This window comes from Arthrobacter sp. AD-310 (genome assembly GCF_054656615.1).
In genome coordinates this window covers 64,986-89,938 of sequence record NZ_BAAHNO010000016.1, presented here as the reverse complement: position 1 = coordinate 89,938, position 24,953 = coordinate 64,986, and the positions used below count along the sequence as shown (strand labels likewise).

Annotated in this window: 20 protein-coding genes and 1 pseudogene; 11 read left to right on the top strand and 10 right to left on the bottom strand. The window is 67.8% G+C overall.

All coding sequences use genetic code 11. From position 1 onward, the window contains the following. Positions 1-99 precede the first annotated feature (99 nt). Genes ACYQ1Z_RS11335 through ACYQ1Z_RS11320 form a run of 4 tightly spaced genes read left to right on the top strand, consistent with a single transcriptional unit; the run spans position 100 to position 5,010 of the window. Positions 100-561: a pyridoxamine 5'-phosphate oxidase family protein gene (locus ACYQ1Z_RS11335; RefSeq protein WP_459792622.1), complete on the top strand. Its 462-nt coding sequence runs from the start codon at positions 100-102 to the stop codon at positions 559-561. 34 nt (positions 562-595) lie between these two features. Continuing rightward, entirely contained in the window at positions 596-1,456 is an 861-nt protein-coding gene (locus tag ACYQ1Z_RS11330) for a universal stress protein (RefSeq protein ID WP_459792621.1), read from the top strand. A 24-nt stretch (positions 1,457-1,480) separates the two neighbouring features. Beyond that, positions 1,481-3,937: an HAD-IC family P-type ATPase gene (locus ACYQ1Z_RS11325; RefSeq protein WP_459792620.1), complete on the top strand. Its 2,457-nt coding sequence runs from the start codon at positions 1,481-1,483 to the stop codon at positions 3,935-3,937. A 38-nt stretch (positions 3,938-3,975) separates the two neighbouring features. Continuing rightward, entirely contained in the window at positions 3,976-5,010 is a 1,035-nt protein-coding gene (locus ACYQ1Z_RS11320) for a zinc-dependent alcohol dehydrogenase family protein (protein WP_459792619.1), read from the top strand. 33 nt (positions 5,011-5,043) lie between these two features. Here the strand turns inward: ACYQ1Z_RS11320 and ACYQ1Z_RS11315 are convergent, their stop codons facing one another. The 7 genes and pseudogenes from ACYQ1Z_RS11315 to ACYQ1Z_RS11285 all read right to left on the bottom strand — a co-directional run bounded on the left by ACYQ1Z_RS11315 (position 5,044) and on the right by ACYQ1Z_RS11285 (position 18,341). Then, entirely contained in the window at positions 5,044-6,069 is a 1,026-nt protein-coding gene (locus tag ACYQ1Z_RS11315; protein ID WP_459792618.1) for an ATP-dependent 6-phosphofructokinase, read from the bottom strand. After that, complete coding sequence (locus tag ACYQ1Z_RS11310) at positions 6,066-9,251, bottom strand: beta-phosphoglucomutase family hydrolase (protein WP_459792617.1); 3,186 nt, start codon at positions 9,249-9,251, stop codon at positions 6,066-6,068. The genes ACYQ1Z_RS11315 and ACYQ1Z_RS11310 overlap by 4 nt, the downstream gene beginning before the upstream one ends. A gap of 41 nt (positions 9,252-9,292) precedes the next feature. Next, a pseudogene (ppsA, locus tag ACYQ1Z_RS11305) lies at positions 9,293-11,709 on the bottom strand (phosphoenolpyruvate synthase). 99 nt (positions 11,710-11,808) lie between these two features. After that, positions 11,809-14,364 carry a cation-translocating P-type ATPase gene (locus ACYQ1Z_RS11300; RefSeq protein ID WP_459792755.1) on the bottom strand — a complete coding sequence of 852 codons (2,556 nt, stop codon included), beginning with the start codon at positions 14,362-14,364 and terminating at the stop codon, positions 11,809-11,811. An 85-nt stretch (positions 14,365-14,449) separates the two neighbouring features. Next, positions 14,450-16,303 (bottom strand): heavy metal translocating P-type ATPase, encoded by a 1,854-nt coding sequence (locus tag ACYQ1Z_RS11295; RefSeq protein ID WP_459792616.1) that lies wholly within the window; start codon positions 16,301-16,303, stop codon positions 14,450-14,452. 100 nt (positions 16,304-16,403) lie between these two features. Further along, positions 16,404-16,913 carry a pyridoxamine 5'-phosphate oxidase family protein gene (locus tag ACYQ1Z_RS11290; RefSeq protein WP_459792615.1) on the bottom strand — a complete coding sequence of 170 codons (510 nt, stop codon included), beginning with the start codon at positions 16,911-16,913 and terminating at the stop codon, positions 16,404-16,406. Positions 16,914-16,985: 72 nt separating this feature from the next. Further along, positions 16,986-18,341, bottom strand: coding sequence for a phenylacetate--CoA ligase family protein (locus ACYQ1Z_RS11285; RefSeq protein ID WP_459792614.1), 1,356 nt, complete (start codon positions 18,339-18,341; stop codon positions 16,986-16,988). Between the two features lie 158 nt (positions 18,342-18,499). Between ACYQ1Z_RS11285 and ACYQ1Z_RS11280 the strand changes: the two genes are divergently transcribed. The 3 genes from ACYQ1Z_RS11280 (at position 18,500) to ACYQ1Z_RS11270 (ending at position 19,903) form a co-directional block, all read left to right on the top strand. Beyond that, the gene (locus tag ACYQ1Z_RS11280) at positions 18,500-18,970 is read left to right on the top strand and encodes a pyridoxamine 5'-phosphate oxidase family protein (RefSeq protein ID WP_459792613.1); all 471 of its coding nucleotides are present in this window, start codon (positions 18,500-18,502) and stop codon (positions 18,968-18,970) included. Beyond that, positions 18,967-19,356 (top strand): DUF5655 domain-containing protein, encoded by a 390-nt coding sequence (locus tag ACYQ1Z_RS11275; protein WP_459792754.1) that lies wholly within the window; start codon positions 18,967-18,969, stop codon positions 19,354-19,356. The genes ACYQ1Z_RS11280 and ACYQ1Z_RS11275 overlap by 4 nt, the downstream gene beginning before the upstream one ends. Positions 19,357-19,432: 76 nt before the next feature. Then, entirely contained in the window at positions 19,433-19,903 is a 471-nt protein-coding gene (locus tag ACYQ1Z_RS11270) for a GyrI-like domain-containing protein (protein WP_459792612.1), read from the top strand. Positions 19,904-19,941: 38 nt separating this feature from the next. On the opposite strand, the gene ACYQ1Z_RS11265 is transcribed toward ACYQ1Z_RS11270, so the two are convergent. The 3 genes from ACYQ1Z_RS11265 to ACYQ1Z_RS11255 all read right to left on the bottom strand — a co-directional run bounded on the left by ACYQ1Z_RS11265 (position 19,942) and on the right by ACYQ1Z_RS11255 (position 22,376). Then, positions 19,942-20,376: a DUF1003 domain-containing protein gene (locus ACYQ1Z_RS11265; protein WP_459792611.1), complete on the bottom strand. Its 435-nt coding sequence runs from the start codon at positions 20,374-20,376 to the stop codon at positions 19,942-19,944. Between the two features lie 76 nt (positions 20,377-20,452). Beyond that, on the bottom strand, positions 20,453-21,637 hold the full coding sequence (locus ACYQ1Z_RS11260) for a DUF5129 domain-containing protein (protein WP_459792610.1): 1,185 nt from the start codon (positions 21,635-21,637) through the stop codon (positions 20,453-20,455). After that, complete coding sequence (locus ACYQ1Z_RS11255; RefSeq protein ID WP_459792609.1) at positions 21,606-22,376, bottom strand: SDR family NAD(P)-dependent oxidoreductase; 771 nt, start codon at positions 22,374-22,376, stop codon at positions 21,606-21,608. Before ACYQ1Z_RS11255 ends, ACYQ1Z_RS11260 begins: the two co-directional genes overlap by 32 nt. A 92-nt stretch (positions 22,377-22,468) precedes the next feature. Here ACYQ1Z_RS11255 and ACYQ1Z_RS11250 point away from each other — a divergent pair, with 92 nt between their 5' ends. From ACYQ1Z_RS11250 to ACYQ1Z_RS11235, 4 genes are all read left to right on the top strand, one after another. Then, the gene (locus ACYQ1Z_RS11250; RefSeq protein ID WP_459792608.1) at positions 22,469-23,338 is read left to right on the top strand and encodes a universal stress protein; all 870 of its coding nucleotides are present in this window, start codon (positions 22,469-22,471) and stop codon (positions 23,336-23,338) included. A gap of 146 nt (positions 23,339-23,484) precedes the next feature. Continuing rightward, complete coding sequence (locus ACYQ1Z_RS11245) at positions 23,485-23,769, top strand: hypothetical protein (RefSeq protein WP_459792607.1); 285 nt, start codon at positions 23,485-23,487, stop codon at positions 23,767-23,769. Between the two features lie 262 nt (positions 23,770-24,031). After that, on the top strand, positions 24,032-24,280 hold the full coding sequence (locus ACYQ1Z_RS11240) for a DUF2933 domain-containing protein (protein WP_459792606.1): 249 nt from the start codon (positions 24,032-24,034) through the stop codon (positions 24,278-24,280). Further along, on the top strand, positions 24,270-24,926 hold the full coding sequence (locus tag ACYQ1Z_RS11235; protein WP_459792605.1) for a methyltransferase family protein: 657 nt from the start codon (positions 24,270-24,272) through the stop codon (positions 24,924-24,926). Before ACYQ1Z_RS11240 ends, ACYQ1Z_RS11235 begins: the two co-directional genes overlap by 11 nt. Positions 24,927-24,953: the final 27 nt, after the last annotated feature.

The window sequence follows — 24,953 nt, the reverse complement described above, 5'->3', positions numbered from 1 at the left end:
GCGGCAGTTTTGGCAGCTTGGCCCGGCCGCCGCCGTCCCAGCACGTGAAGGGACTTTTTCCCCTACACCGGGCCACGGAACCGGCCCTAAGCTGCGGTCATGGATACAGCAGCGACAGAACCGGAAGCGGAAGTACTCGGCATCCATGATTGCTGGCGGTATCTGCGCACGGTCTCCGTGGGCAGGATCGCTTTCAACCATGGGGACACGGTGGAGATCTTCCCCGTGAACTACGTCCCCGTCAACGGAACACTGCTGATCCGCAGCGGGGAAGGAACCAAACTGGAAGCCGCCGGTTCGCGGGGCGCCATGTCACTGGAAGCCGACGGCATGAACCAGTACGGCACCATCGCATGGAGCGTGGTGGTCAAAGGGCATGCCGCGGTGGTCAGCGACGCCGAGGAAGTGCAAGATGCCATGGACGCCGGACTGTCTCCCTGGCAGGCAGGGCCCAAGGACAACCTGATCAGGGTCACACCGGCGGATATCACCGGGCGGAGGTTCGTCATCGCCCCTCCCACGCACTGGTGGCCGCCGCTCGAACCGGAAGGCCCCGCCTGACCCCGCTGCCCGGGACCAGAAAAAGGTGAATCCCATGACCCAGCCCATCGCCGTCGGCATCACCGACTCCGCCGCTTCCAACGCCGCCCTGGCATGGGCGACCGCGCGCGCCCGTAGGCTGCACACTCCCCTCGTGATCGTCCACGTCCTGGACGACCGCTGGATGTCAGGCGAGGCGCTGCCGTACATCGACGTTTTGCGGGAGTCGGGCCTGGAACTCCTCGGAGAGGCCGTAAAACGCGTCAGGGACGGTGCGCCCGGCCTCCAGGTATCCAGTGAACTGCTGGAGGGCGGCATTGGCTCATCCCTCGGCTCCTATTCCGCGAATGTGTCCATGCTGGTCCTTGGCACCAGCAGCCACCCGCGCGGGGCCCTCACTGACCGGGCGCTGCAGGCGGCAGCCACCGCGCAGTGCCCGGTGGCTGTTATCGGAGCCGGGCAGGAAGCAGGCCGCGGCGTGGTAGTTGGTGTGGACGGCTCGGAAGAGGCGACGCAGGCCGTGGCTTTCGCAGCGGCCGAGGCGGACGCGCTCGGCGAGGAATTGACGGTTGCCTACGCCTTCACTGGCCCCAACCGCTGGATCAAAGCCGGCCTGCCCTCGAGCCGGTTCGCCGGCCATGTGCTGGAGGAGGAACAGATCGTCCTCTCCGAAACGGTGGCCGGGCTCCGCCAGGATCACCCTGGCCTTGTTGTCCATGGACTCCTGGAAACTGTCCTCGAACCTGCCGATGCCCTCGTGGAGGCGGCCGCAGACGCCCGGCTGCTGGTGGTCGGCAGCCGTGGCAGGGGCAGCGTCAGCCGGTTCCTCCTCGGCTCCACCGCCCACGCCGTACTGTCCCGGCCGCCGTGTCCGACGGTTATCACCCGGCTGCGGAAGGTCCGGCACGAACAATGAGGACCGGAGCCTTCCTTCAGTGCAATGGCTGAGGCAGGCGACAGCGGAGCACCGCGCCACGCGGTCGGTCCACCGGCTGTCACCCCGTTGCCCTCAGGGCTGACAACGGCCCAGGTCCTGGAACGGACCGGCCGGGGCCTGGCCAACACGGTGCCGGGAACCACCAGCCGCAGCATGTGGGAGATCATCCGCGCCAACGTCCTGACCCTCTTCAACGGCATCGTGGCAGGAAGCTTCATTCTGCTGTTTGTGCTGGACCAGTGGCGGGACGCGCTCTTCGGTTTTTCTGCCCTGGGCAACGCCCTGATCGGGATCATCCAGGAGTACCGCGCCAAGCAGTCGCTGGACCGCCTGGCCATCCTCCACGCGTCCAGGAGCAGGGTCATCCGCGACGGCGAAGCCAAGTCCGTTCCCGCCGGGGAGCTGGTGCCGGATGACATAGTCCTGCTCAGCCCCGGCGAAGAAGTCACCGCCGACGTGCGGCTCCTGGACGGCGGGTACGTTGAGGCGGACGAGTCCTTCCTCACCGGTGAATCCGCGCCCGTCGCCAAATCCTCAGGGGCAGTGTTGCTCTCCGGAACCCTGGTCATGGCAGGAAGCAGCCCGGCGGTGGTGTTCCGGGTAGGCCCGGACACGTTTGCCCACCGGCTCACGGCCGAGGCCAAACGGTTCTCCCTGGTCACATCGGAAATCCGCGCCGGCCTGGACAAGGTCCTCCGCGTCATCACGTGGCTGCTCCTGCCCACCGCGCTCCTGGTGACCCATGCCCAGGTGCAGAGCGCCGGGGGTTGGGCAGCGGCCTTTTCATCAGGCCGCTGGATACCCGCCGTGGTGGGCGTGGTGGCCAGCATCATCTCGATGATCCCGCTGGGCCTGGTCCTGCTGACCAGTGTGGCGTTCGCCGTGGGCGGCGTCCGGCTGGCCCGCCACATGGTGCTGGTACAGGAACTCGCGGCCGTTGAAGTGCTGGCCAGGGTTGACGTCCTCTGCCTCGACAAGACGGGCACCCTGTCCTCGGGAGCCATGGCCTTTGACGCCGTCCACGATGCAGGCGCACCACCGGCGCCGGGGTGGCGCCAGGCGCTTGAGTGGTTCGGTGCCAAAGCCGAAGCCAGCACCACCGCCACGGCCATCGGCGCCGCCTACCCCGCGGACACGCTGCTCCAGGAGGCCGCATCGGTACCGTTCGCCTCCGCGCGGAAGTGGAGTGCCGTGACGTTCCCGCCGGGCTCGCCGGCCGCCGGAACGTGGGTCCTTGGCGCCCCGGACGCCGTGCTTGGCAGCCACCCGGGTGACGGCCGTGCCTACCGGCTCGCCGTTGAACTCGCGTCCAGCGGGCTGCGCACCCTGGCTCTTGCCCACCTGCCCGGGAGCCTTCCGGAGCGGGGGGAAAACGGGGAGCTGCCCGCCGGGCTGGTCCCCGCGCTGCTGCTGACCTTTCGGGAAAACATCCGTAAAGAGGCGGCAGGCACCCTCGCATTCTTCCGGGAGCAGGGGGTAACCCTGAAGATCCTGTCAGGCGATGATCCCCGCACCGTTGCGGCGCTCGCCGGAGAGGTCGGCCTGGGAGGCGACGGCGGAGCCTTTGACGCCCGGGACCTCCCTGCCGACCCGCGCCGGCTGGAAGAAGTCCTGGCTGCCCATGACGTTTTTGGCAGCGTCACCCCGGAGCAAAAACGCGACATGGTCCAGGCCCTGCAGCGGCGCGGACACACGGTGGCCATGACCGGGGACGGGGTCAATGACGTGCTTGCGTTGAAGGAGGCCGACCTGGGTATTGCCATGGACACGGCGTCCCCCGCCACCAAAGCGGTGGCGCGCATGGTTCTCCTGGACGGCCGCTTCGACAGGCTGCCCTCCGTGGTCGCCGAAGGCCGCCGGGCTATCGGCAACATCGAGCGGGTATCCATGGTCTTCCTCAGCAAGGCCGTCTACATCACCGCCGTCTCGCTGGCGTTTGCACTGCTCCTGTGGCCCTTCCCGTTCCTTCCACGGCAGCTGTCCGTGCTCGATGGACTGACCATTGGCCTGCCGGGCTTCTTCCTGGCCCTGCAGCCCGGCGCCCGCCGTTATGCTCCCGGGTTCCTCGCCCGTTCCCTGGCCTTCGCTGTCCCTGCCGGGGCAGCAACAGCACTGTGCGTGCTGGCCGTGGGCACCTACGCCCGCATTGCGGGGCACAGCACGGAAGAAACGCAGTCCGCAACCGCCCTGGCGCTGGCCCTCGTGGCAGCCTGGATCCTCGTCGTCGCATCCCGGCGGCTTACGGCACCCAAGGCGCTCATCCTCGCCGGCATGTACGGCGGTTTGGCCATCCTCTTCACCCTGCCACCGGTCAAGGACTTCTTCCGGCTCGACTGGCCGCCGCCGGACCTCCTGGCTGCCGTCTTGGCGGCAGCCGTGGCCGGGTGCCTTACGGTCGAAGCCGCCGCCTGGTTCCAGCGGCACACCGCGGACCGGCGTTCATCCCGGCCGCGGATGTGACTTTCGGCTCTGGGCACGGCGCACTGACGCTGCCAGCCTTGAGCCAGACGGCAGAGGAGGAAACAGTGCGTGCATGGTGGGTGGGCCGGCCGGGCCCCATATCCGGCCATCCCCTGGTCCAGGGTGAACGCGCCGATCCACGGCCCGGGGACCATGAAGTCCTGGTCGACGTCACGGTCTGCGGCATATGCCGGACCGACCTTCACCTGACCGAAGGGGACCTCCCGCCCCGGCATCCCGCCGTCGTGCCGGGGCATGAGGCCGTGGGCACCGTGGCCGATATCGGTGCGGGCGTGTCGCGGTTCCTGCCCGGCGACAAGGTTGGTGTGGCCTGGCTCGGCGGCGTCTGCGGCGCCTGCGCCTACTGCCGCCGCGGGGACGAAAACCTGTGCACGGCGCCGGTGTTTACCGGGTGGGACAAGGACGGCGGCTACGCCGAGCAACTGACTGTCCACCAGGACTTCGCCTACGCCATCCCGGAAGTCTTCCCGGACGAGGAGGCCGCACCGCTGCTCTGCTCGGGCCTGATCGGGTACCGGGCACTGAAACGGGCCAATCTGCCCGCCGGCGGCCGGCTGGGCATCTATGGCTTTGGCAGTTCCGCCCACTTGACCGCGCAGATGGCGATGCACCTCGGCGCCACGGTCTACGTGATGACCCGCTCCGCTTCGGCGCGCGCCCTCGCCAGGGACCTTGGCGCGGAATTCGTCGGCGGAGCCGATGACCGCCCTCCCGTGCCGCTGGATTCCGCTATCCTGTTCGCCCCTGTCGGCGACCTGGTACCGGTGGCGCTGGGCGCCCTTGACCGGGGTGGAACGCTGGCCATCGCGGGTATACACCTCACCGACATACCGGCCCTGAACTACCAGGCCCACCTGTTCTACGAGCGCCAGGTGCGCAGCGTGACAGCGAATACGCGTGCTGACGGCCGTGAATTCCTTGCCCTGGCAGCGGACATCCCGTTGAAACCGGCCACCACTGTTTATCCCTTTGACGCTGCAGGCACAGCCCTGGCCGACCTCGCCGCGGACAGGATCACAGGGTCCGCTGTCCTGCGTGTCCGGCCGGCGTGACTTCGGTCCGGCGGTACCCGCCGGCAAGGGCGCTCAGCCGAAGAGGACTGCCGCCTCCTGGTACCGCGCTTCCGGAACCAGTTTGGGTTCTCCAAGGGCAAGTCCCAGGTCGACGCTGACAATGTCCGTGCCGCGGAGCGCCACCATGGTCCCCCACCGGCCGTTGGCGGCGGCGTCGACGGCGGCGGTCCCCAGCCTGGTGGCCAGCACCCGGTCGTAAGCGGTGGGTTCGCCGCCGCGCTGGATATGTCCGAGGATGGTGGCGCGGGTTTCGATCCCGGTCATTCGCTGCAGTTCCTCCTCCAACAGCCGGCCGATGCCGCCAAGCCGCGGCCTGCCGAAGGTGTCCAGCCCGCGGGGCGCGTAGGGTGCCGCCTGGCCGACGGGGGTGAAGGCCTCGGCGACCACGACGAGGGGTGCCCGCCCCCGGTCCCGGGCCGAGGACACCCAGGCGGCTGCCTGCTTGAGGGGCACCGGGTGCTCGGGGATCAGGATGGCGTGGGCGCCGGAGGCCAACCCGGCGTGCAAGGCAATCCAGCCGGCGTTGCGGCCCATGACCTCCGCGATCATGCAGCGGTGGTGTGACTCGCCGGTAGTGCGGAGCCTGTCGATGGCTTCCGTGGCGGTCTGGACGGCGGAGTCGAAGCCAAAGGTGTAGTCGGTGGCGCCGAGGTCGTTGTCGATGGTCTTGGGGACGCCCACCACGTTGATCCCCTGCCGGTACAACTCCCTGGCTGCCGCCAGGGTCCCCTCGCCGCCGATCGCGATCAGGCCGTCCAGGCCGTTGCGCCGGAAGCTGTCACGGACCGCCGCTGTCCCGCCGTCTTTGAGCGGGTTGGTGCGGGAGGTTCCCAGGATGGTTCCGCCCAGGCGGGAGATCCCGCGGACACTTTGGCGGGGAAGTGGAACAATGTCCTGTTCCAGCACACCGCGCCAGCCGTCGCGGAAGCCCACGAAGCCGAAGCCATGGATGATCGTGCCGGCCAGGACAGCCCCGCGGATCACCGCGTTGACCCCGGGGCAGTCACCGCCGCTCGTGAGGATGCCGAACTGCCTCACGGCACGGCCGTGCCCGGGTCGGGGCGCGGAACCCGGAACTCCCGGGTCTCCCCCGTCGAAAGTGCCGTGATGGCGCCGGCCACCTTCAACCTGACCGGCGCGGCGTCCCCCGGCGATGAAGTTATCCGTATCCGGCCGTCCTTGAGCCCGACTGTCAGGTGGTGCCCGCGGTAGTGCACTTCGAAGGCCACGGACCGGAGCCCGTTGGGCATGTTGGGTGCGAAGACCAGCGCGTCACCGCTGAGCCTCAGTCCTGCGAAGCTGCGCTGGACGACATCGACGGTTCCCGCCATGGCACCCAGATGTATTCCCGCCCGGGTAGTGCCATGCTGGGTATCGTCCAGGTCGGCGTCCAATGCCTCCCGGAAACTGTCCCAGGCGCGGTCGGCGTCCAGGGCTGCCAGGACGGAGGCGTGGGCCACCCGGCTCAGCGTCGACCCGTGGGCGGTCCGGTTGAGGTAGTACTCTACGGTCCGGTTGAACTGTTCCACGGTCAGCGTGTAGCCCAGCTCGGAGAGCAGGCTGATCAGGCCATCCCTGCCCAGCAGGTACGGCAGCATCAGGACGTCGGCCTGCTTGGCAAGTTTGTAGCCGTTGGTCCCGTCATCTTCGGCCTCCAGGATGAGGTCCAGCCGTTCAATGCTGTCGTAGGTTTCCCGGTAGCGGTCCCAGTCGAGTTCGGCCAGCTCCCCGTAACCGGCGAACTGGCTGATCACGCCGTCCGGATGGAAGGGCACGAAGAACAACCTGCCCACCCGGGTCCAGCCGGCCACTTCCCCTCCTGTGACGCCCAACCGTCCTGCAAGTTCGTCCGCCTCACCGCCCTGGAAGGTTGTGGCGATCTCGGCTGCCCGGAGGCAGCACCAGGCTGCCATGGTGTTGGTGTAGGCGTTGTCGTCCAGCCCGGGCTCGGGCCTGTTGGGGTATCCGGTGTGGTATTCGTCCGGGCCCACCACGCCCCGGAGATGGTAGCGTCGGGTGCTTTCGCTGTATTCGGCCCGGGAACAAAAGAACCTGGCAACCTCCATGATCAGTTCTGCTCCCCTGCCGAGCAGCCAGGTCTTGTCGTTGGTCGCCTGGTAGTACTGCCAGGCGTTGAAGGCCACCGCCAGGCCTGCGTGCAGCTGCAGGTGCGAGTGGTCCTTCACCCAGCGGCCGGACTTGTCGTTGTAAAGCCATTTAGGGGTTTCTTCCGTGCCGTCGCTGCCGCTCTGCCAGGGAAACATCGCGCCGCGGTACCCCAGCTGCGCCGCTGCGTGCCGGGCAGCCGGGAGGCGCCGCCACCGGTAATTGATGAGGGACCGCGCCACGTGCGGCGTCCTTGACGTCAGCAGCGGCAGCACGAACAGCTCATCCCAGAACACGTGGCCCCGGTATCCCTCGCCGTGCAGGCCCCGGGCCGTGACGCCGGCGTCGAGTTCGGCGGTGTGGCGGGTGAGGGTCTGCAGGACGTGGAAGATATGGAGGTTCAACACCAGCCGCACCTGGCCCGGCGCGTCAAGGTCGACCAGGAACGGGCGCAGCTCGCGCTGCCACGCGTCCTGGTGGGCGGCCAGGAGCGTGCCGGTATCATGGCCGGCGCGTTCGAGGACGGCCACCGCCCCGGATGCCGGGGAGGAGATGGCCCGGTCGCGGGACGTAACCACCCCCACCAACTTGCCAACCCTCGCAGGAGTGCCGTCGGCGAGGGATACCCGGTAAGTACGGAAATGGAAGGCCCCCGACTGCCCCCGCCTCCCTTCCAGGCCGCCGGGAACGCAGGTGCGGAATGCCGCAGCGATCCGGATGCGGCTCTGCGTGGTTTCTGCTTCGACGACGGAGATGCCTCCGTCCGGAGGTTCCTCCACCGCCGGCCCTGTGCCCGTGACATCGACCAGGTGGATGCCCTCGCCGGATGCCGGGCCGGGAATGTTGGCGTTGCGGACCCCGGCGTTGATGCCGCTGCGCACTTCCAGCATTCCTGACCAGCCCAGTGGCGTGATTGTGGTGTCCAGTACCAGGAGGTGCGGTTCAGCCATGGACGCGAACCGGCTTTGGACCACCTCCAGCCGCCGTCCCCCGCCCGCCTCCAGGAGCAGCCGGCGTTCCAGGACCGCACGGTGCAGGTCCAGGGACCGGTGCTCCAGGACGACGGCCATTCCGCCTTCGGACCACCAGGCCCCGTCCCCGAGCCGCAGGTCCAAGGGCAGGCAATCGGGGGCGTTGACCAGGTGTTCCTCCACCACCGGCTCACCGCCGGCTTCCGCCGCTGCGCGGTTGTAGACCCCTGCAAGATACATGCCGGCGTACGAGGACAGGCCACCGCCCTCCGGTGCAGCTCCGCGGACCGCCAGGTAGCCGTTGCCCACCGTCGTCAGAGCTTCGCGGTGCCCCTCGTGTCCGGCGTCGAAACCTTCATAGGTGAGCCGCCATGCATCACCCAGGACCAGCCCCAGGTCGAGTTCGCCGACGTCATTCAGGACGGCACCGGCACCGGCTGCCTCCAGGTCGCGCCGTGTGCCGTGGCGGTCGATACCGACCACGAGGCCGAACCCGCCCCGGCGGGCTGCCTCAACGCCCGCCACCGAATCTTCGATGACCACGGCATGGGACGGGGGTACTCCCAGCCGGAAGGCAGCGGCCAGGAACACATCCGGTGTGGGCTTGCCCCGCAGGCCGAGGCGGGCAGCGGAACCGCCGTCGACCACAACCTTGAAACGGTCCGTGACACCGGCCGCGTCCAGGACGAAGGACGCATTGCGGCTGGACGTGACCACAGCGGTGGGGACGCCGGCATCGGTCAGCCTCTCCAGCAGCTGCATTGTGCCCGGATAGGTCTGCACCCCGTCCTTCCGTAAGTGCTCCAGGAAGATTCCGTTCTTCAGAGCGCCCAGCCCATGCGCGGTCCAGGTGCCTGGTTTGTCCCGTTCGGTTCCCCGCTCGACCGTGACGCCCCTCGCGGCCAGGAACTTCAGGACCCCTTCCTCCCGGGGCAGTCCGTCAACGTACGCCGCGTAGTCCGCCTTGGACATCGGCGAGCGGTCGGCCGTTGCCGGGACCCGGGGGTCGTTCAGGATGCGCTCGAAGGCCTCGTTCCAGGCCGACCGGTGGGTCCGCGCCGTATTGGTCACAACACCGTCCAGGTCAAAGATTACGGCGTCGAACGGCGGCCTTGCGGCAGCCGCGGTGGGCGAGACGGTCATAGGTCAGTGATATCAGCCGGGACCCGGCGGTCACAGTGCCGTTAGGCCTGTCCGGCCAGGTGGCGTTCTGCCGCAGCAATCACGGGCACGGTCTTCAGGAACGTATCCGGGTTGAGCGAGATCGAGTCGATGCCCTGGCCAATGAGGAGTTCGGCAAGGTCCGGATGGTTGCTGGGGCCTTGCCCGCAGATGCCGATCTTGATCCCAGCGGCATGGGCTTTTCCGATTGCCTGGCTGATCATGGCGATGACGGCCGGATCCCTCTCATCGAACAGGCCGGCGAGCTGTTCAGAGTCCCGGTCCACGCCAAGCACCAGCTGGGTGAGGTCATTGGAACCGATCGAAAAGCCGTCGAACCGATCGGCAAACTGTTCCGCGAGGACCACGTTGGATGGGATTTCGCACATCATGTAGAGCTGCAGCCCCGCACTTCCGCGGACCAGCCCTTGGGCGGCCATCGCTTCGATCACCAGGTCGGCTTCGCGGACGGTCCGGCAGAAAGGAACCATGACCACAACGTTGGCGAAGCCGATGTCCTCGCGGACGCGTTTGAGTGCCTTACACTCCAGGGCGAAACCGTCCCGGTAGCGTTCGCTGTAGTAGCGTGAAGCGCCACGGAAGCCAAGCATGGGGTTCTCCTCCGGCTGCTCAAAAGCTGCACCGCCGATCAGGTGGCTGTACTCATTGCTTTTGAAGTCGCTCAACCTGACGATCACCGGTTTGGGATGGAAGGGCGCCGCGATCTTGGCGATTCCCGTGGCCAGTACGTCAACGAAGTACTCCTGCGGGTCCGCGTAGCCGGCGGTCAGCTTCCGGATGAGCCCGGCTTCCTCCGGGTCTGCAACCTTTTCGGGGTGGACCAGCGCCATGGGATGGATCCGGATGAGGTTGTTGATGATGAATTCCATCCGCGCCAGGCCCACGCCCGCAGCCGGCAGGCGCCACCACTTGAATGCTGCAGCGGGACTGCCGATGTTGACCATGATATCCGTGCGGGTCGCGGGGAGGCGGTCGATGTCCACGTCCTCGACGGTGTACTCCAGCAGACCTTCGTAAACCCTTCCTTCCTCGCCTTCGGCGCAGGACAGGGTGATGGGTGCGCCGTGCGGGAGCGTTTCGGTTGCGTTCCCGGTTCCGACGACGGCGGGCACCCCGAGTTCGCGGCTGACGATGGCAGCATGGCTGGTCGGTCCGCCGTGGTCGGTGACGATGCCGGCAGCACGTTTCATGACGGGAACCCAGTCAGGATCAGTCATGCGGGTGACCAGCACGGCCCCGTCCACGAAGGATTCGATGTCCTTCGCGTCCCGGATGACGCATGCCGTCCCGGCGGCGATGGCATCGCCGATCGCGGCACCTGCCGCAAGCAGCCGTCCCGGCCGGCCCAGGTGGTAGGTACGGAACCTGGAACTGCTGCGCCGGGCCTGCACCGTCTCGGGCCGGGCCTGCACCATAAACAGTTCGCCGGTAATCCCATCCTTGGCCCACTCCATGTCCATCGGCCGGCCGTAGTGCTCCTCGACGGCCACAGCCCAGCGCGCCAGCAGGATAACTTCGTCATCGCCCAGCACCAGGGAACTGCGCTCCCGGCCGGTGGTCTCCACGGTCTCCGTCCGTGCACTGCCGCCCGGGCGTATACCATTTTGCGTTCCTTGGCGCCCAATTCCCTGGCAATCACCGGGCTGTACCGGGGGTCAGCAAGCAGGGGCTTGAACACCTGGTACTTGTCCGGGTTGATGGTTCCCTGGACCACTGTTTCGCCAAGCCCCCAGGCCGCACTGATGATCACGGCCTGGGGGAACCCCGATTCGGTGTCGATCGAAAACATGACCCCGGAGGCGCCCACGTCCGAACGGACCATCTGCTGGACGCCAACGGACAACGCCACGTCCAGGTGGTCGTAGCCCTTCATCTCCCGGTAGCTGATGGCACGGTCGGTGAAAAGCGAAGCGTAACAACGCCGGCAGGCCTCCAGGACGGCCCGCTCCCCGGCCACGTTGAGGAAGGTCTCCTGTTGCCCGGCGAAACTCGCGTCGGGCAGGTCCTCCGCGGTGGCGCTGCTGCGGACCGCCACGGACACGTCGGCCTGCCCGGCCCGGCTGGACAGGAGCCGGTAATGTTCCCGGAGCTCAGCTTCGAAACTCTCCTGGAACCGTGCCGCCAGGACCAGTTCCCGGATGGCGGCGCCGGCCTCCCTGAGGGTGCTCCGCCCAGCGCGGTACTCCCCGATGGTGTCCCGGATCTGCGGTTCCAGCCCGTTGTGTTCGAGGAAGGTCCGGTAGGCGGCAGCAGTGGTGGCAAAACCTTCGGGGACCTTCACCCCGGCAGACCGCAGCGAGCGGCTGAGCTCGCCCAGGGAGGCGTTCTTTCCTCCCACGGAGGCGATGTCCCCGATCCCGGTCTCCTCGAACCACTTGATATGGGCGCCGGTCAGGGATGTGACGGAGGGAGCAGTCATGCCTCGATTCTGTGCCGCGGCGGCAGGGCCCGGCAGGGTCTTTGGTCCCGGCACCTGCCCGCCCCGAACGCTCCTCAATGCCCGCGGGTGGCGGGGACCTCACCTCCGTGCCAGTCGGCCTTTGACGGCCTTATGCACCCAGTCCGCGGCCAGGAGCGAGGGAATGGCGAGCGCAGCCACAAGCAGGCCCGCGGGGGGTGGCGGGGCCTGCCCCAGCAGCGCCGCCACCGGGGGCACGAACAGGCAGGCGCCCAGCACCGCCAGTTCGGCCAGAACGGCCCAGGCGAGGAGCGGGTTGGTTGACCAGCCGAGCCGCCAGGGCGGGACGGTGGCGCTCCGGCACGCAAAGGCATTGGCCAGCTGGCCCAGCACCACGGCGGTGAAGGCCGCGCCGGACGCGGCAAGCAGAAGCCCGGGTTCCGGGGCGCCGGCGCGCATCCAGCCGCCGGCGAACAGGACTGCGGAGAATGCGGCCATCTCGATCACGGCTTCCACCGGGCCCAGGACGCAGAACACCCGCACCATCAACTGGCGGTCCATCAGGTGCCGCCGCTCCGGGGGCCGGGACAGGATCCGCTTTCCGGGCGGTTCCGCGCCGAGTGCGAGGGCCGGCAGCAGGTCTGTACCGATGTCCAGGGCAAGGATCTGCAGGACTCCGAGGGCCAGCGGAAACTGCCCGCCGGAGAGGGCCCAGACAACAAAGGGCGTCAGCTCCGCCACATTGTCCGTCAGATGGTAGGTCAGGAAGCGGTGGATGTTCGAGTAGGTGGCACGGCCCTGCTCGATGGCATTCACGATGGTCCCGAAGTGGTCGTCCAGGAGGACCAGGTCGGCGGCCTCACGGGCCACGTCGGTGCCGGTGAGGCCCATGGCAACACCGATGTCCGCTTCCCGCAGGGCGGGGCCGTCATTGACGCCGTCACCGGTCATGGCCACCACGTGGCCGCGGGACTGCAGGGCCTTGGCGACGCGAAGCTTCTGCTCCGGCGAGACCCTGCTGATGACCACACCGTCGCGGTCCAGCAGCGCCCCGAGGAGTTGTTCATCGGCAGGAAGGCTGTGGCCCTCCAGCACGTACTCCGGCGCACCCATGAGGCCAATTTCCCGGGCGATGGCCGCCGCCGTTGCGGGATGGTCGCCGGTGATCATCGCCAGTTTCAGGCCGGCCCGGCGGGCCGTGCGTATAACGTCCGCAACATCGGGACGCGGCGGGTCATGGAGCCCGATCAGGCCCAGCAGTTCCATGCCGCGCTCAAGTTCCTCCGCGGACCCCGATTCCCTGAGGTCCGCCGGACCAGCCAGGCCCTTCCTTGCGACAGCGATGACTCGCAGGCCCCGCGACGCCATGCCGTGGACCCGTTCCGCGACGGCGGCGGAAACGTCGCGGCACAAGGGCAGCACAGCCTCCGGCGCGCCTTTGCAGAACAGTTCCCGGCCCTCGATCGCCGACTCGCGGCGTCGGCCAGGATCAAAGGCAAGGCGGCGTGCAGGCGGCGTGTCGGGAAGGTCCGGACCCGCCAGTCGCCGGGCCAGTGCGTCGATCGCCGCTTCCATCGGGTCGCCCGAGGCACGCCATTGTCCGTTGTGGAGTTCGGCGCGGCCGTGTGAGGCGGCCCGCGCCGCGAGCGCCGCCCGCGCAGCTTCCTCCCGGCCCCCGCCCTCGACGGTCGCCGCGGGCCCGTACCCCTCGCCCGCTATCCGCACCAAACCGCCGGCGGTGTAGACCTCGACGGCGTTCATCCGGTTTTGCGTGAGCGTTCCGGTTTTGTCCGTGCAGATGAAGGTGGTTGACCCGAGCGTCTCCACAGCCTCCAGGTTGCGGACCAACGCGTTCCTCGAGGCCATGCGCTGCCCGCCCATAGCCAGGGACAAGGTCACAGTGGGCAGCAGGCCCTCCGGCACGAGGGCGACAGCCACCCCAATGGCGAACAGGAAAGCGTCACGCCACTGGATCCCCACCAGCAGCGAAACCAGGAAAAACAGGGCCGCGATGGCCAGGGCCACCGACGCCACCAGCCGGACGATCCGGCGCAGTTCCCGGGACAGCGGGGTGGGCGGTGAAGCTGCCCGGCTGGTCAGTGCGGCTATTCCTGCCAGGCGTGTTCCCGCGCCGGTGGCCGTAACGGCGGCTTCGGCGTCGCCGTTGACCAGGAAGGTACCGCCCCACGCGGACTCACCGGCTGTTTTTGGCAAGGGTTCGCTTTCGCCGGTCAGCATCGACTCGTCCACCGCACAGGCTGCAGCGGTAACCAGTTGGACGTCCGCGGGAATCCGGTCCCCGGCCGCCAGGACCACGCAGTCCCCGGGAACGAGCCCGCTGGCATGCACCTTTTGGACCCGGCCGTCCCGGCGGACGAGCACGTCCGCCGGCAGCAGCGCCCGCAGTTTGGCCGCGGCATGCTGTGCACGTTCCTGCTGGATGTGCGCGAAGACCCCGTTGACGATGACGACGACGACGATCGCCACAGCCAGTTCCGGCATGTCCGCAACGAACGCCAGGGCAGCAGCGCACCACAGCATCAGGGCGAAGAAATGGGTGAGCTCGCCCCAGAGTTTCCGCCACTGCGGGATCGGTTTTTCACCGGGAAGGACGTTGGGCCCTGCCTGTTTCAGGAGCTGGGCGGCCCGTTCCGAGGTCAGGCCGGGCGACGCCATCACACGTCGTCCGCCTTCGGGCCCACCAGCAGCGTGCATACCCATTACGTTCCCGCCGGCGGCGTGCGGGGGGAAGGGCCGAAGGTCACGCCCGGGGGCCGGGCCCGCGGGCGCCGCCGTGCAGGGCCCGCAGGCCGTTCAGGATGGTGGCAAGGTCAACAGCCTCCTGCAAAAGGGCGCCTGTGATGGCGGGAATGTACCCGGTCATCGCCACGGCCATCAGTCCGACGCTCAGGCCTATGCCTGTCCAGATGCTGGCCAGGGCCACGTTGACAGTGCGCTTGCCCACCTCCACTGCCAGGGCGACCCTGGAAAGGTCGTCCAGCATAATCACGACGTCGGCTGATTCGCTCGCGGCGGTGGCACCCTTGGCGCCCATGGCGATTCCCACGTCCGCGGCGGCGAGGACGGGCGCGTCGTTCACGCCGTCGCCCACCATCATGACGGGGCGATCCTGCAGGGCGGCTACGGCGCGGACCTTGTCCTCCGGGAGGCAGTCCGCCTGCAACCGCTCGATGCCTGCTTCGCGGGCGATGTGCGCGGCCGTCCCGGCGGCATCCCCTGTCAGCAGCATGGTGTTCCTGACGCCGAGATTCTTGAGCCGGTCGAGTGTCCGGCCGGCCTCGGGGCGGAGCGGGTCTTTCATGATGAGGGCGCCGGCGTAGGCTCCGTTGACTGCGACATGGACAGCAAGCTGGCCGGTGTCGAGTTCGGCCTCGCGGAAGCCCGAGGCCGTTTTTCGGACCAGGCCTGCCTTGCCGACGACCACGCTTTCACCGCCGCAGACGGCTTCAACACCCTGCGTGGCGTGTTCGGTGGCTTCTGTCACGGGCAGGAGTTCGAGGTTCCGTACAGCGGCGGCTTCGATGACGGAACCTGCCAGGACATGGGAGGAGTACTGTTCTGTGGAGGCTGCGAGCTGGAGGATCCGCAGGGCGGAGGGGGCGGCGGCACCGCCGGCCTCCATGCCCTCCACGGGCTGGATGGTGTCGAGGACCGGACGGCCCGAGGTCAGGGTACCGGTTTTGTCGAACACCGCTGTCCGGGCCTTCGCCAGTTGTTCCAGCGTTCCGGTGTTCTTGATGATGATTCCCTTGTGGGCTGCCCTGCTGGTGCCGGCGAGGAACGCCACCGGCGCTGCGATCAGGAGGGGGCACGGGGTGGCCACCACCAGGACCTGGGCGAACCGCAACGGATCCCCCGAGAGCCACCAGCCTGTGGCTGCCATGGTGATGGCGAGTGCGGTAAAGGGGACAGCGTAGCGGTCGGCCAGGCGCACCACGGGTGCCCGGCTGGAGGACGCCTCCTCCACGAGGGCGACAATCCGGCCGTACTGCGAATCGGCTGCTGTGGCCGAGGCGCGGATCCGGATGGCCGCTTCCCCGTTGACGGAGCCGCTGAGCAGGCGGTCTCCGCGGACCCGCTCGACCGGCAGGCTTTCTCCCGTCAGGGACGACTCGTCCAGGCTCGCAGCATCGCTGAGGAGTTCGCCGTCGACGGGCACCAGTTCGGAAGGGCGCACCACCAGGATGTCCCCGGGCACGACCTCTCCCACCGGTGTGTCTTCCAGGGTCCCGCCTGCCGCTTCGCGGTGGGCAAACCGTGGTGCCCTGTCCAGCAGGGACCGCAGTTCGCGGGCTGCACGTCCCTGGGCGAAGGCCTCCAACGCCTCACCTCCGGACAGCATGAGGATCACCACCAGCGCGGCCAGGTATTCCCCGACCGCAATTGTGCTGGCGGTCGCCATGAGGGCGAGCACGTCGATCCCCCACCGGCCCTCGCGCAGTGACCGCACCATAGACCATGCACGCACCGCCGCGGCACCGACCGCGTAGCCCGATGCCAGCAGGCGGGCGGATTGTTCGAAGCCCGACAGCAGCAGCAGCGCGGTCAGGAGGAGTACCAGGCCGGTCAGTGCCACAAGCGGGTAGCGCCGCACCAGCCCGACCGCCCCGGCCGGGAACCGCGGTCGCGGTTCACCGCCCGGTACAGTGGATTCCGGCCCGGAAAGCGTGCCCGGTTGCGGGAGGGGCTGCCCCTCAGGCAAGGCCCGCCCGCGGGACATCAGTGAGGTGGTTCCACCAGGTCAGCGCAGGCGTCACCGGAAAGCGGCGGCCGCTGACCGCCGTCGGGATGATCCTTACGAAGTGGTCCTTCCGCCCTGCCTGCCACGGGAAGAGTGTCAGGCCGACTCCGGCCATGAGGTCCGGCGTCGGGTCCAGCACGGCGGCGTGGCCCTTCAGGTGGACGCTCCATGCCTTGCCGGTGGCCGGATCCGTGCCGTCCGCTTCGAAGGCGACGGGGGCCTGTCCGCCCGCAGCGGCGAGCTTTGTTCCCTCTCCGGTCCGGAAGACCACCGAGCCATGGTCAACCTTGTAGTTGACCGGGAAAATCTCCGGGTGTCCCTCCACGGTAACTGCCAGGTGCCCCACCGAAACCTGCCGCAGAAGGTCCCAGCATGTGCCGGCTTCCAGTTCCTCCACGGCTCCCGCCCCGCCGTGCCCTGGAGTGTTGTGCCCCGAAGTGCTGTGTCCCGAACTATTGCGCATACAGGTGAAACTACGTCGGCAGCAGCGGCGGCACTAGGGCACTTGGACCCGGCCTTCCACCCGGTCTCAGGCTCAGGCCTTGAGCCCACGCACAAACGGCGCTTTGCCCAAAGCTGTCCTTTCCAGCCGTTCCACCACCTGGACCTGCACTCCTGTCCGCACAACCCCTGCAGCCCGCAACGCCGACTCCACCGCAGCTCGCGCGGACTCCGGCGAATGTCCCGGGGCCAGGCCGGCAAGGAGCACCCGCAGGCTGCCTCGTTCCTGAATGACCTGCCATCCTGCGGCGCCGGCCTGATCGAGTGCATGGTGGAACACGATCGGGTGGACATCGACGTGGCCGGCCACTGCGGGCAGGTGCAGGACATCCTCGATGCGGCCTTCGATGGCGTCGAGGAGGACGAAGGAACGCCCGCAGGGGCAATCCCGGCCGTCCAGCCGCACCGTGTCCGACATCTCATACCGGATCAGAGGCAGGGTCCTGGAAAACAGGACCGTGACGAGGAGCTTTGTCCCGGTGGTCCCCGGCGCCACCGGAGTCCCCGATGCGTCCACGGGTTCGGCAATCACCAGGTCCTCGTAAACGTGCCGGTTCCGGTACGTGCACGGTGAGGCGATGCCGGCCGTCTCGGTCGCGGCGTAAACATCGAAGGGGACGCTCCCCCATGCCGCCTCGAGTTCGGCTGCCGCAAGCGGAGTGAGTACTTCTGAAGCCGACATCACGGCCTGCGGTGCAATGTGCAGCCGCCCTGCCAGCTGCTCCGCGGCGAGGGGCCTGAGCGCCGAGGCGTAACCGGCCAGGACCCTGGGCTGGAACCTGTTCAGCTCAGAGACTGTTTCCTCCATCGGGGCGGTGACGTCCAGGCGGAGGGTTGGAACAATTCCGGAGCGCAGTGATGCACCGACGACGGCGGACTGGTGGGTGGGGACGCGGGAGCTCACCAATGCCATCTTCAAGCGGCGGGTCGGGCCGGCAGGGACCCCCGCCCAGTCGTTTGCGCGGGCGTAGGAGGCCAGCACTGTCCCCCATTCAGCCCGGTTCCAGACGAAGGTTCCGCTCCGGCCCGTCGTGCCTGCCGTGGCCGCGGCCCGCCATTTGCCCTGCCAGGGCAGTCCGGGGTCTTCATGGTGCTCAACCAGGAGACGCAGATGGTTTTCCAGATCGGGCAGCCTCAGGCCCCGGGCCGTGACCGCCTCGTCGAAGTTGTCCATCAGGTCCGCTTTCGTAACGGACGGCAACTCGCTAAGGGGCGCGCCGAACAGTCCGGCATGGTGACGCCGGTAGTACGCTGACCCGGCATACGCCGCGCGGCGCAACTGCTGCAGTGCACGGTCCTGATGCCTGCCGATCCGGGCCGCGTCCCACCGGTCCCTCTTCCGCCAGGCAGCCCTGAGGTACAACACCCGCGAGATAAGGCGGAGGTCCATGGGGTGCTCGACTTCCTCGATGCGACAGCGGCCACCGTCCACTATCGTCTGTTGGTCCGGCAGCGCATCAGGGTCCTTGGTCCCCTCCCGTCGGGATTGATAAGGCAAGGGGTCTTTGTGCCCTGTTGACGGGAGGAGTGCGTTCATAGGATCTGGGCATGACAGACATGAATATGGTGCCTGAAGCGGAAATTCTCGACGCCGAGGAGTGCTGGAACCTGCTGGGACATACAAGTGTGGGACGCCTTGCCGTTGTTGTTGACGGCGAGCCTGATGTGTTTCCGGTGAGCTTCAAGCCGGACGGCCGGGAACTTCTCTTCCGCACCGGCGGCGGCACCAAACTGCAGGCTATCGAGGCGAACTCCACGGTCTGCCTGGAAGCCGACAGCGTGAGCGCGGAGTTCGGGCTGGCGTGGAGCGTCGTCGTCAAGGGCCGTGCAGTACAGGATGACGCTGCGGGCAGCGCCCTGAACGAGACGCGCCGCGGCCTGTTCCCCTGGCAGGGCGTCGGCCAGGACCATCTGGTCCGGATCATCCCGCAGTCCGTGACCGGCCGGAAGTTCACGCTGTCGGCCTCCGGCATGTGGCGGACACCGCTGGACGAGGCGACCCGGGCGGGGCTCGAATAGCCGCCACCGGGTCCCCGGAGGGCGGCGCGCCCTGGACCGTTGAACGATTCTTTGATGGTTCGGCAACCGGGCTTGCCATCTGCAAGGCGGCACAACTCATGGCCTCGCGGATCGGTCCCCTGGAGGTCCGCACCACCAAAAGCCAGGTTGCGTTCCGTCGCCGGCGGGGTTTCGCCTACCTTTGGCGGCCCGGTCTCTACGTCAAATCCGAGGTGCCGGCGGTCCTGTCACTGGCGCTTCCTGCCGAAATACCGTCGCCGCGTTTCAAGCAGGTCGCCCACCCGTCCCCAGGCATCTGGATGCACCATCTCGAGCTGACGGACAGCAGCCAGTTGGACGGCGAAGTCGAAGAATGGATGCGCCTGGCCTATGCGCATGCAGGGTAGGCTCCCGTAGATCCCTTCGGGCGTTTAGGGTCCTTGGACACTGCCATTGCCGCGGCCGCCCGGGCATGCTGGAGCCATGACTAACACTGCCCCGCACCCGAGGAAAGTCCACCTGGCTGAACAGCCCGTCGCCGTCGTCCGCGAACGTGTCCCTATGGCCGAACTGACGGACTTCTTTGGCCGTGCCTTCGGCACGGTGATGGCAGCGGTCCAGCTGCAGGGCGCGAGTCCCGCAGGACCGCCCTTCGCCCTGTACCGGGGAACCCCGGCGGAGACGGTGGACGTGGAGGCGGGGTTCCCCGTGGCGGGCGGCTTCACGGCGGCAGGCGGCGTTGAGGCCGGGACGCTGCCCGAAACCGACGCCTTCGAGGCCGTCCACGCCGGCCCGTATGACACACTCCAGCGGACTTACGGGGTGATCCAGCAACAGATCGAGGCGGAAGGATTCACTCCGGCAAACATCATGTGGGAGTACTACCTGACCGATCCGGAAAACCAGCCTGACCCGCAACAGTGGCAGACCAGGGTTATCTGGCCTTACACCTGACCGGCGGGGCAGCGCGCGGCGACCGGCAGACGGATCAGTCAGGCGCTGTCCGTCCCGGGCCGGGGCGTTCCTTCGTCCAGCGTCCTTCGCAGTTCCTTCAACAACTCCAGTTGCTGGCTGTTAATCGCCATCAGCTGCTCGATTTCCAGTTTCGACTGCACATCGGTCTCGTAATCATGCCGGGCCATTGCCGCCGCGATGGCGTCCTGCCGCTTGGCCGCGATCAGCAGGATGGCTCCCTGGAGGCCGGCCAGCATGGACAGGAAAAGGTTCAGGAGGATGAACGGGTAGGGGTCCCAGGCGTCCAGGGCCAGGACAACGGAATTAACCATGGCCCAGGCCGCCATGAAGGCGAGGAACAGGCCCACGAACGTCCAACTGCCCATTCCATTGCGCAGGACGTCGGCCGCCCGTTCGCCCCGGCTCAGGCTCTCCTTGTGCTGGGCATGCCAGGTACTTCTACGCTCGCTCATGTGCCTAGGGTATGTGCCGTCGTGCGTCGTTCGCCGGTACCCGCGACGGTCCGTTGTGCGGGTCACCGGAACCTGCCTAGAAACCGGACGAGCTGCCCGACCCTGAGAAGCTGCCTCCGCTGCTGCCGTAACCGGTGGTGCCGGTTCCCCCGCCCCGTGCGGAATCAACGCTGCTGACCCCGGTGTTGAGTCCGGAGGAGAACGTGGCGACAGAAAGGAAGTTGTAGGACGGGTAGACGGCGCCCAGGATGCTGGGTTCATAGCTGCGGCGGCGCTTGTGGTCGGGGCCGTTCTGGGTGGCCTCCATGTCCTGGCGCATCAGCTCCGCTTCGCGTTCATTCTTTGCATAGCCCGCGATGACCGTTTGCGCGTGGTTCGCCAGGAGATCGGCGAGCCGCGTCCGTGCCTCGTAGAGGCGGTCCAGGGCTTCCTCGGTACTGATATTTGCTTCCGCGAACTCTGCAGTCCAGCGCTCAACGTCCCGCACGCTCCGGTCGCGGAAGGAGCGGAGCGCGGCTGCGCTGGCCGAGTCCCCCTGGCCGTGGCGTTTGGCGAGGAGCTGTTCCAGCCCTGCGAGATCGTTGCGGAAGGGTGCGAGCTGGCGGTCCCACGCCGTGGGCCACGCGGCTGCACGGTTGAGCAGGGCGTTGGTGTCGGCGATGACGTCGTCCAGTGCATCGAGCTCGGCCGTGGCATCTGCATAGTCCCGGGCGAGCCTGAGGTTCTTCCGCTGCCCGCGTTCGTGACGGGACAACGCGTGCGCGCGGGTGGCCAGTGCGCTGGCGGCGTTATAACGGTTGAGGAACGTACGGTGCTTTTCGAGGATCTGGCTGCCGTACCGGGACAATTCCGGGATGGTGCCGGCGTTCAGTTCGGTCACGTCGAGGTCCATGCTGACACTGGAGAAGCTCTGGTCACCGCGCTCAATCTCCTTGCGGACGGCGGACCTGGTCACCGTCCGCGCAACGAGCAAGGCAGCGGCACCCAGTGCCGCCGTGCCGGCAGCCACCCAGGCCGTGACGATGAAAGCGGCGGACTGGTACCAGGGCTGGTTGATGAGTTCCGCAGCCCGCCGGACTTCGGCAATGGTTCCGTCCATCCATTGGGCATCGCGGAGGAGGTCTTTGGCTGCGTCCTGGCAACGCCCGCAGCACTGGGCAGCAACACCAGCAACGCCAACAGCACGCCGGCTATCCTGGGCATGCGTTGTCACCTTCCGTCCGGTGGGGTTAGATGGCGTTCCATCCGTTGTCCGAGGCAAGCACTGCGCCGTTGATGTTCGAGCTGTCCCGGCTGAGCAGGAAGGTGATGCAGGCGGCGAGCTCCGCGGCTTCGGCAATAGGGCCCACGTTGGCCTGCAGCAGCGGGCCAAGGACTTCGGCGCCAAGCTGGGATTTGAATTCAGCGTGGATGTTCGTCCTGGTACCTCCTGGGGCCACAGCGTTGATGCGCAGTCCGCGGCGTCCGTACATCACAGCGGAGCTGCGGGTCAGCCCGATGACGGCATGCTTGGAGACGGTGTAGGCAGTGCCGGCTGCGCCGCCGCGCAGGCCCGCCTCGGACGAGACGTTCACGACCGACCCGTAACCGGCGGCGAGCATCACCGGGATGGCGGCCCTCATCAGGCGCATCATCGAGGTGAGGTTGACCTCCAGGACGTGCTGCCAGGTGGCGTCATCCAACTCATGCACCGGCTGGAAACTGTCCATGATCCCGGCCACGTTCGCGAGTGCATCGATGCGGCCGTCGGCGGCTGCCACCACCTGCTGCACCACGTCCTCCCGGCTGATGTCTCCTCCCACGGTCGCAAACTCCAGCTCCGGGTACCCGGCCACCAGTTTCTCCAGGCCCTCGTCGCTGAGATCGCTGGCCACGACGTGCCCGCCTTCACGGGCGACGCGCAATGCCGTGGCCAGCCCGATGCCGGATGCGGCTCCGGTGACGATGACCGTCTGGCCATCAAACCGGCCGGGGGTGATCTGCTCCTGCCAAACGGACATCTGCTGCTCCTTGCCTCGTAGAATCAGGATGGAACCAAGGAATGGGATGCCACAGGGCCTAAGGTCCCGCTGATCAGGAACGCGAGGATGCGATGACGGACTCCGGATCAATCATCGCCGGCTATGACGGTTCCGATGAGGCTGCCACCGCCATCCGGTGGGCGGCGAGGCAGGCCTGGCTCCGCGGCCTGCCCCTCCAGGTGGTGCACTGTTCGCTGTGGCCGCTGCTGACCCGCAACCTGGGGCCCGTCCCGGGTGTCGCGGACAGCGGCCTGGAACGGGCCGCCGAGGCCGTCCTTGAAGAGGGCCTGCAAATAGCGCAGGCGGCCGGCCCCGGCCTGGAAATTGACGCCACCCTGCTCCATGGGCTGCCCGCTTCGCATCTCGCGGCCCTCTCGGCACGCCACGCCATGCTCGTCGTGGGGAGCCGGGGCCTCGGCGGATTCCTGGGGCTCCTCGTGGGATCCGTGAGCCTGGAACTCGCCGCGGCCGCAAGCTGCCCCGTGGCAGTGATCAGGCCGGCACCGCGCCCGGAAGGGCCCGTCGTCGTCGGAGTTGATGCATCAGGCTCCCCCGCAGCGCTGGAGGATGCGTGCGCGCTGGCCGAGGTTGAGGAGGCGGGACTCACCGTGGTTCATGTGCACCACACCCCTGCCGGATACGGGCACCGCCCCCTGGCCGGCGACGGGGCGGACCCTGAGTCCGTCCTGGCCGCCGCCGTGGCCCGTGCCCGCGCCCTTGCACCGGGGGTCCCCGTTGACGGCCGGGTCCTGCACGACACCTCGGTCCCGCACGCCATCCTCAAAGCTTCGGACGGGGCACGAATGGTGGTCGTCGGCTCCCACGGGCACGGGATGCTCAGGGAAACCATCGGCTCCACGGCCCACGCCGTCCTTCACCACGCACGGGGTCCCGTGCTTATCGCCCGCCGGGGAAGCGGTGAGGGCTTCCGTTTCCAGTAGCCACACCCGAAGGAGGCGAACGACGGCGGCCAGCACCCGCCGTCGTGCACTTGCCTCACATGCGGGGCCAGGCTCGCGGCCGGACAATGCCCGATCCGGGCTTTTGGCCCTGGCGCCGGCAGGGCTGCGGCACGACACTGTGGACCATGAGGAAAGAATCCCCGGCGGCCGCCCGGCGCCATGCGTATCGGCGCACTCCCGACGGCCACGGAGCCGGGGACGGTCTCAAACCGCGGCCGGCCAGGACACGCCTGCAGGCGCTGCGGCAGTCGATTGTTGGTGCCGTGGGCCTGGTCGTGGGCCTCCTGCCGCACGTTCTTCACCATATCGGGCTCCTCGCCGGGACGGCGCTGGTGGCCGGTTCCGGCGGGACGGCGCTGTTCGGCGCACTCGGGTTTGTGGCGTCGATTCCCATGCTGGCCGGGCTGTAACGGAAGTTCGGCAACTGGGCCGCACCGGTAATTGGCCTGCTGGTTTTCGCCGGCATGTTCAGCCTCTCCGCCTTCGTGGTCGGGCCGCTGATCAGTTCCCCGGCCGGCGGCACTGCCCCGGGCCCGGAACCGGCGGTGGAACACACCGAGCACTCCGGGGACCACTGAACTGCAGGAGGCCGGTGTCCAGCGCAGCCACGTTGCAGGGTGCCCGGGCCGTTTGACTCTACCCGCACCCCGCAGGCAGGCCGAGACTGATGCCATGGACAGACATGACGACTCACGGCCCGTGGACCCGGGGCGCCCGCTGACGCCCCTCGTCCAAGGTGTCCTCCTCATCGCCATCGGTGCCGCCGGCGTCTATCTGGTCACCAGCCATTGGCTGCACATCCTTGATGCCCTTCCGTACCTGGGTGTGGTGCTGATGATGGGCATGCACCTGTTCATGCACGGGGGTCACGGCGGGCATGGAGGTCCCCCGGCGGGAGGAGGGTCGGGCCATGCCCACTGACTACGGATACAACCTATGGTGGCTGGTGTTCCTCAACTCCGCGGTGTTCATCATCTTCGCTTTCAGTTTTGTCCGTCCCCGGAGCAAGCTTGACTGGCGGGCGCTGGGAAGCTTTTCCGCCTTCATAGTGGCGCTGTTCACCGAGATGTACGGGTTTCCGCTGACCATTTACCTGCTCTCGAGCTGGCTGGGCAGCCGGGTGCCGGGCCTTGACCTCTTGACGCACAATTCAGGCCATCTCTGGCAGGACCTCACCGGCTGGGAAGGAGACCCCCACCTGAGCCCGCTGCACCTCCTGAGCAACCTGCTGATCGCTGCCGGATTCATCCTGCTGTACAGGTCCTGGCAGGTGCTCTTTAGGGCCCAGCGTGACGGCCGGCTGGCCACGACCGGCCCCTATGGCTGGGTCCGGCATCCGCAGTACCTTGGCTTCCTGGCCATCATGGCCGGGTTCCTGCTGCAGTGGCCCACCCTGTTGACCCTGCTGATGTTTCCCGTCCTGGTTGTTGTCTACCTGCGGCTGGCCCGGAGGGAAGAGGCCCTGATGGTTGCGAAGTTTGGCGCCGCGTACAACGGGTACCGGCGCCAGGTCCCGGGATTCGTTCCCCGCAGGCGCCACCCGGCAAACGCCGGACAGAAGCCATAGGAGCGGTCATGGATGCCAACCTGTGGA

What these genes read in the sequence shown, in the direction of transcription:
- ACYQ1Z_RS11250 (WP_459792608.1), top strand. Translation starts at nt 22,469, where the DNA reads ATGACGGACTCCGGATCAATCATCGCCGGCTATGACGGTTCCGATGAG.
- ACYQ1Z_RS11270 (WP_459792612.1), top strand. Translation starts at nt 19,433, where the DNA reads ATGACTAACACTGCCCCGCACCCGAGGAAAGTCCACCTGGCTGAACAG.
- ACYQ1Z_RS11325 (WP_459792620.1), top strand. Translation starts at nt 1,481, where the DNA reads ATGGCTGAGGCAGGCGACAGCGGAGCACCGCGCCACGCGGTCGGTCCA.
- ACYQ1Z_RS11290 (WP_459792615.1), bottom strand. Translation starts at nt 16,913, where the DNA reads ATGCGCAATAGTTCGGGACACAGCACTTCGGGGCACAACACTCCAGGG.
- ACYQ1Z_RS11330 (WP_459792621.1), top strand. Translation starts at nt 596, where the DNA reads ATGACCCAGCCCATCGCCGTCGGCATCACCGACTCCGCCGCTTCCAAC.
- ACYQ1Z_RS11335 (WP_459792622.1), top strand. Translation starts at nt 100, where the DNA reads ATGGATACAGCAGCGACAGAACCGGAAGCGGAAGTACTCGGCATCCAT.
- ACYQ1Z_RS11245 (WP_459792607.1), top strand. Translation starts at nt 23,485, where the DNA reads ATGAGGAAAGAATCCCCGGCGGCCGCCCGGCGCCATGCGTATCGGCGC.
- ACYQ1Z_RS11310 (WP_459792617.1), bottom strand. Translation starts at nt 9,251, where the DNA reads ATGACCGTCTCGCCCACCGCGGCTGCCGCAAGGCCGCCGTTCGACGCC.
- ACYQ1Z_RS11285 (WP_459792614.1), bottom strand. Translation starts at nt 18,341, where the DNA reads ATGGACCTCCGCCTTATCTCGCGGGTGTTGTACCTCAGGGCTGCCTGG.
- ACYQ1Z_RS11280 (WP_459792613.1), top strand. Translation starts at nt 18,500, where the DNA reads ATGACAGACATGAATATGGTGCCTGAAGCGGAAATTCTCGACGCCGAG.
- ACYQ1Z_RS11255 (WP_459792609.1), bottom strand. Translation starts at nt 22,376, where the DNA reads ATGTCCGTTTGGCAGGAGCAGATCACCCCCGGCCGGTTTGATGGCCAG.
- ACYQ1Z_RS11265 (WP_459792611.1), bottom strand. Translation starts at nt 20,376, where the DNA reads ATGAGCGAGCGTAGAAGTACCTGGCATGCCCAGCACAAGGAGAGCCTG.
- ACYQ1Z_RS11240 (WP_459792606.1), top strand. Translation starts at nt 24,032, where the DNA reads ATGGACAGACATGACGACTCACGGCCCGTGGACCCGGGGCGCCCGCTG.
- ACYQ1Z_RS11235 (WP_459792605.1), top strand. Translation starts at nt 24,270, where the DNA reads ATGCCCACTGACTACGGATACAACCTATGGTGGCTGGTGTTCCTCAAC.
- ACYQ1Z_RS11300 (WP_459792755.1), bottom strand. Translation starts at nt 14,364, where the DNA reads ATGGCGTCGCCCGGCCTGACCTCGGAACGGGCCGCCCAGCTCCTGAAA.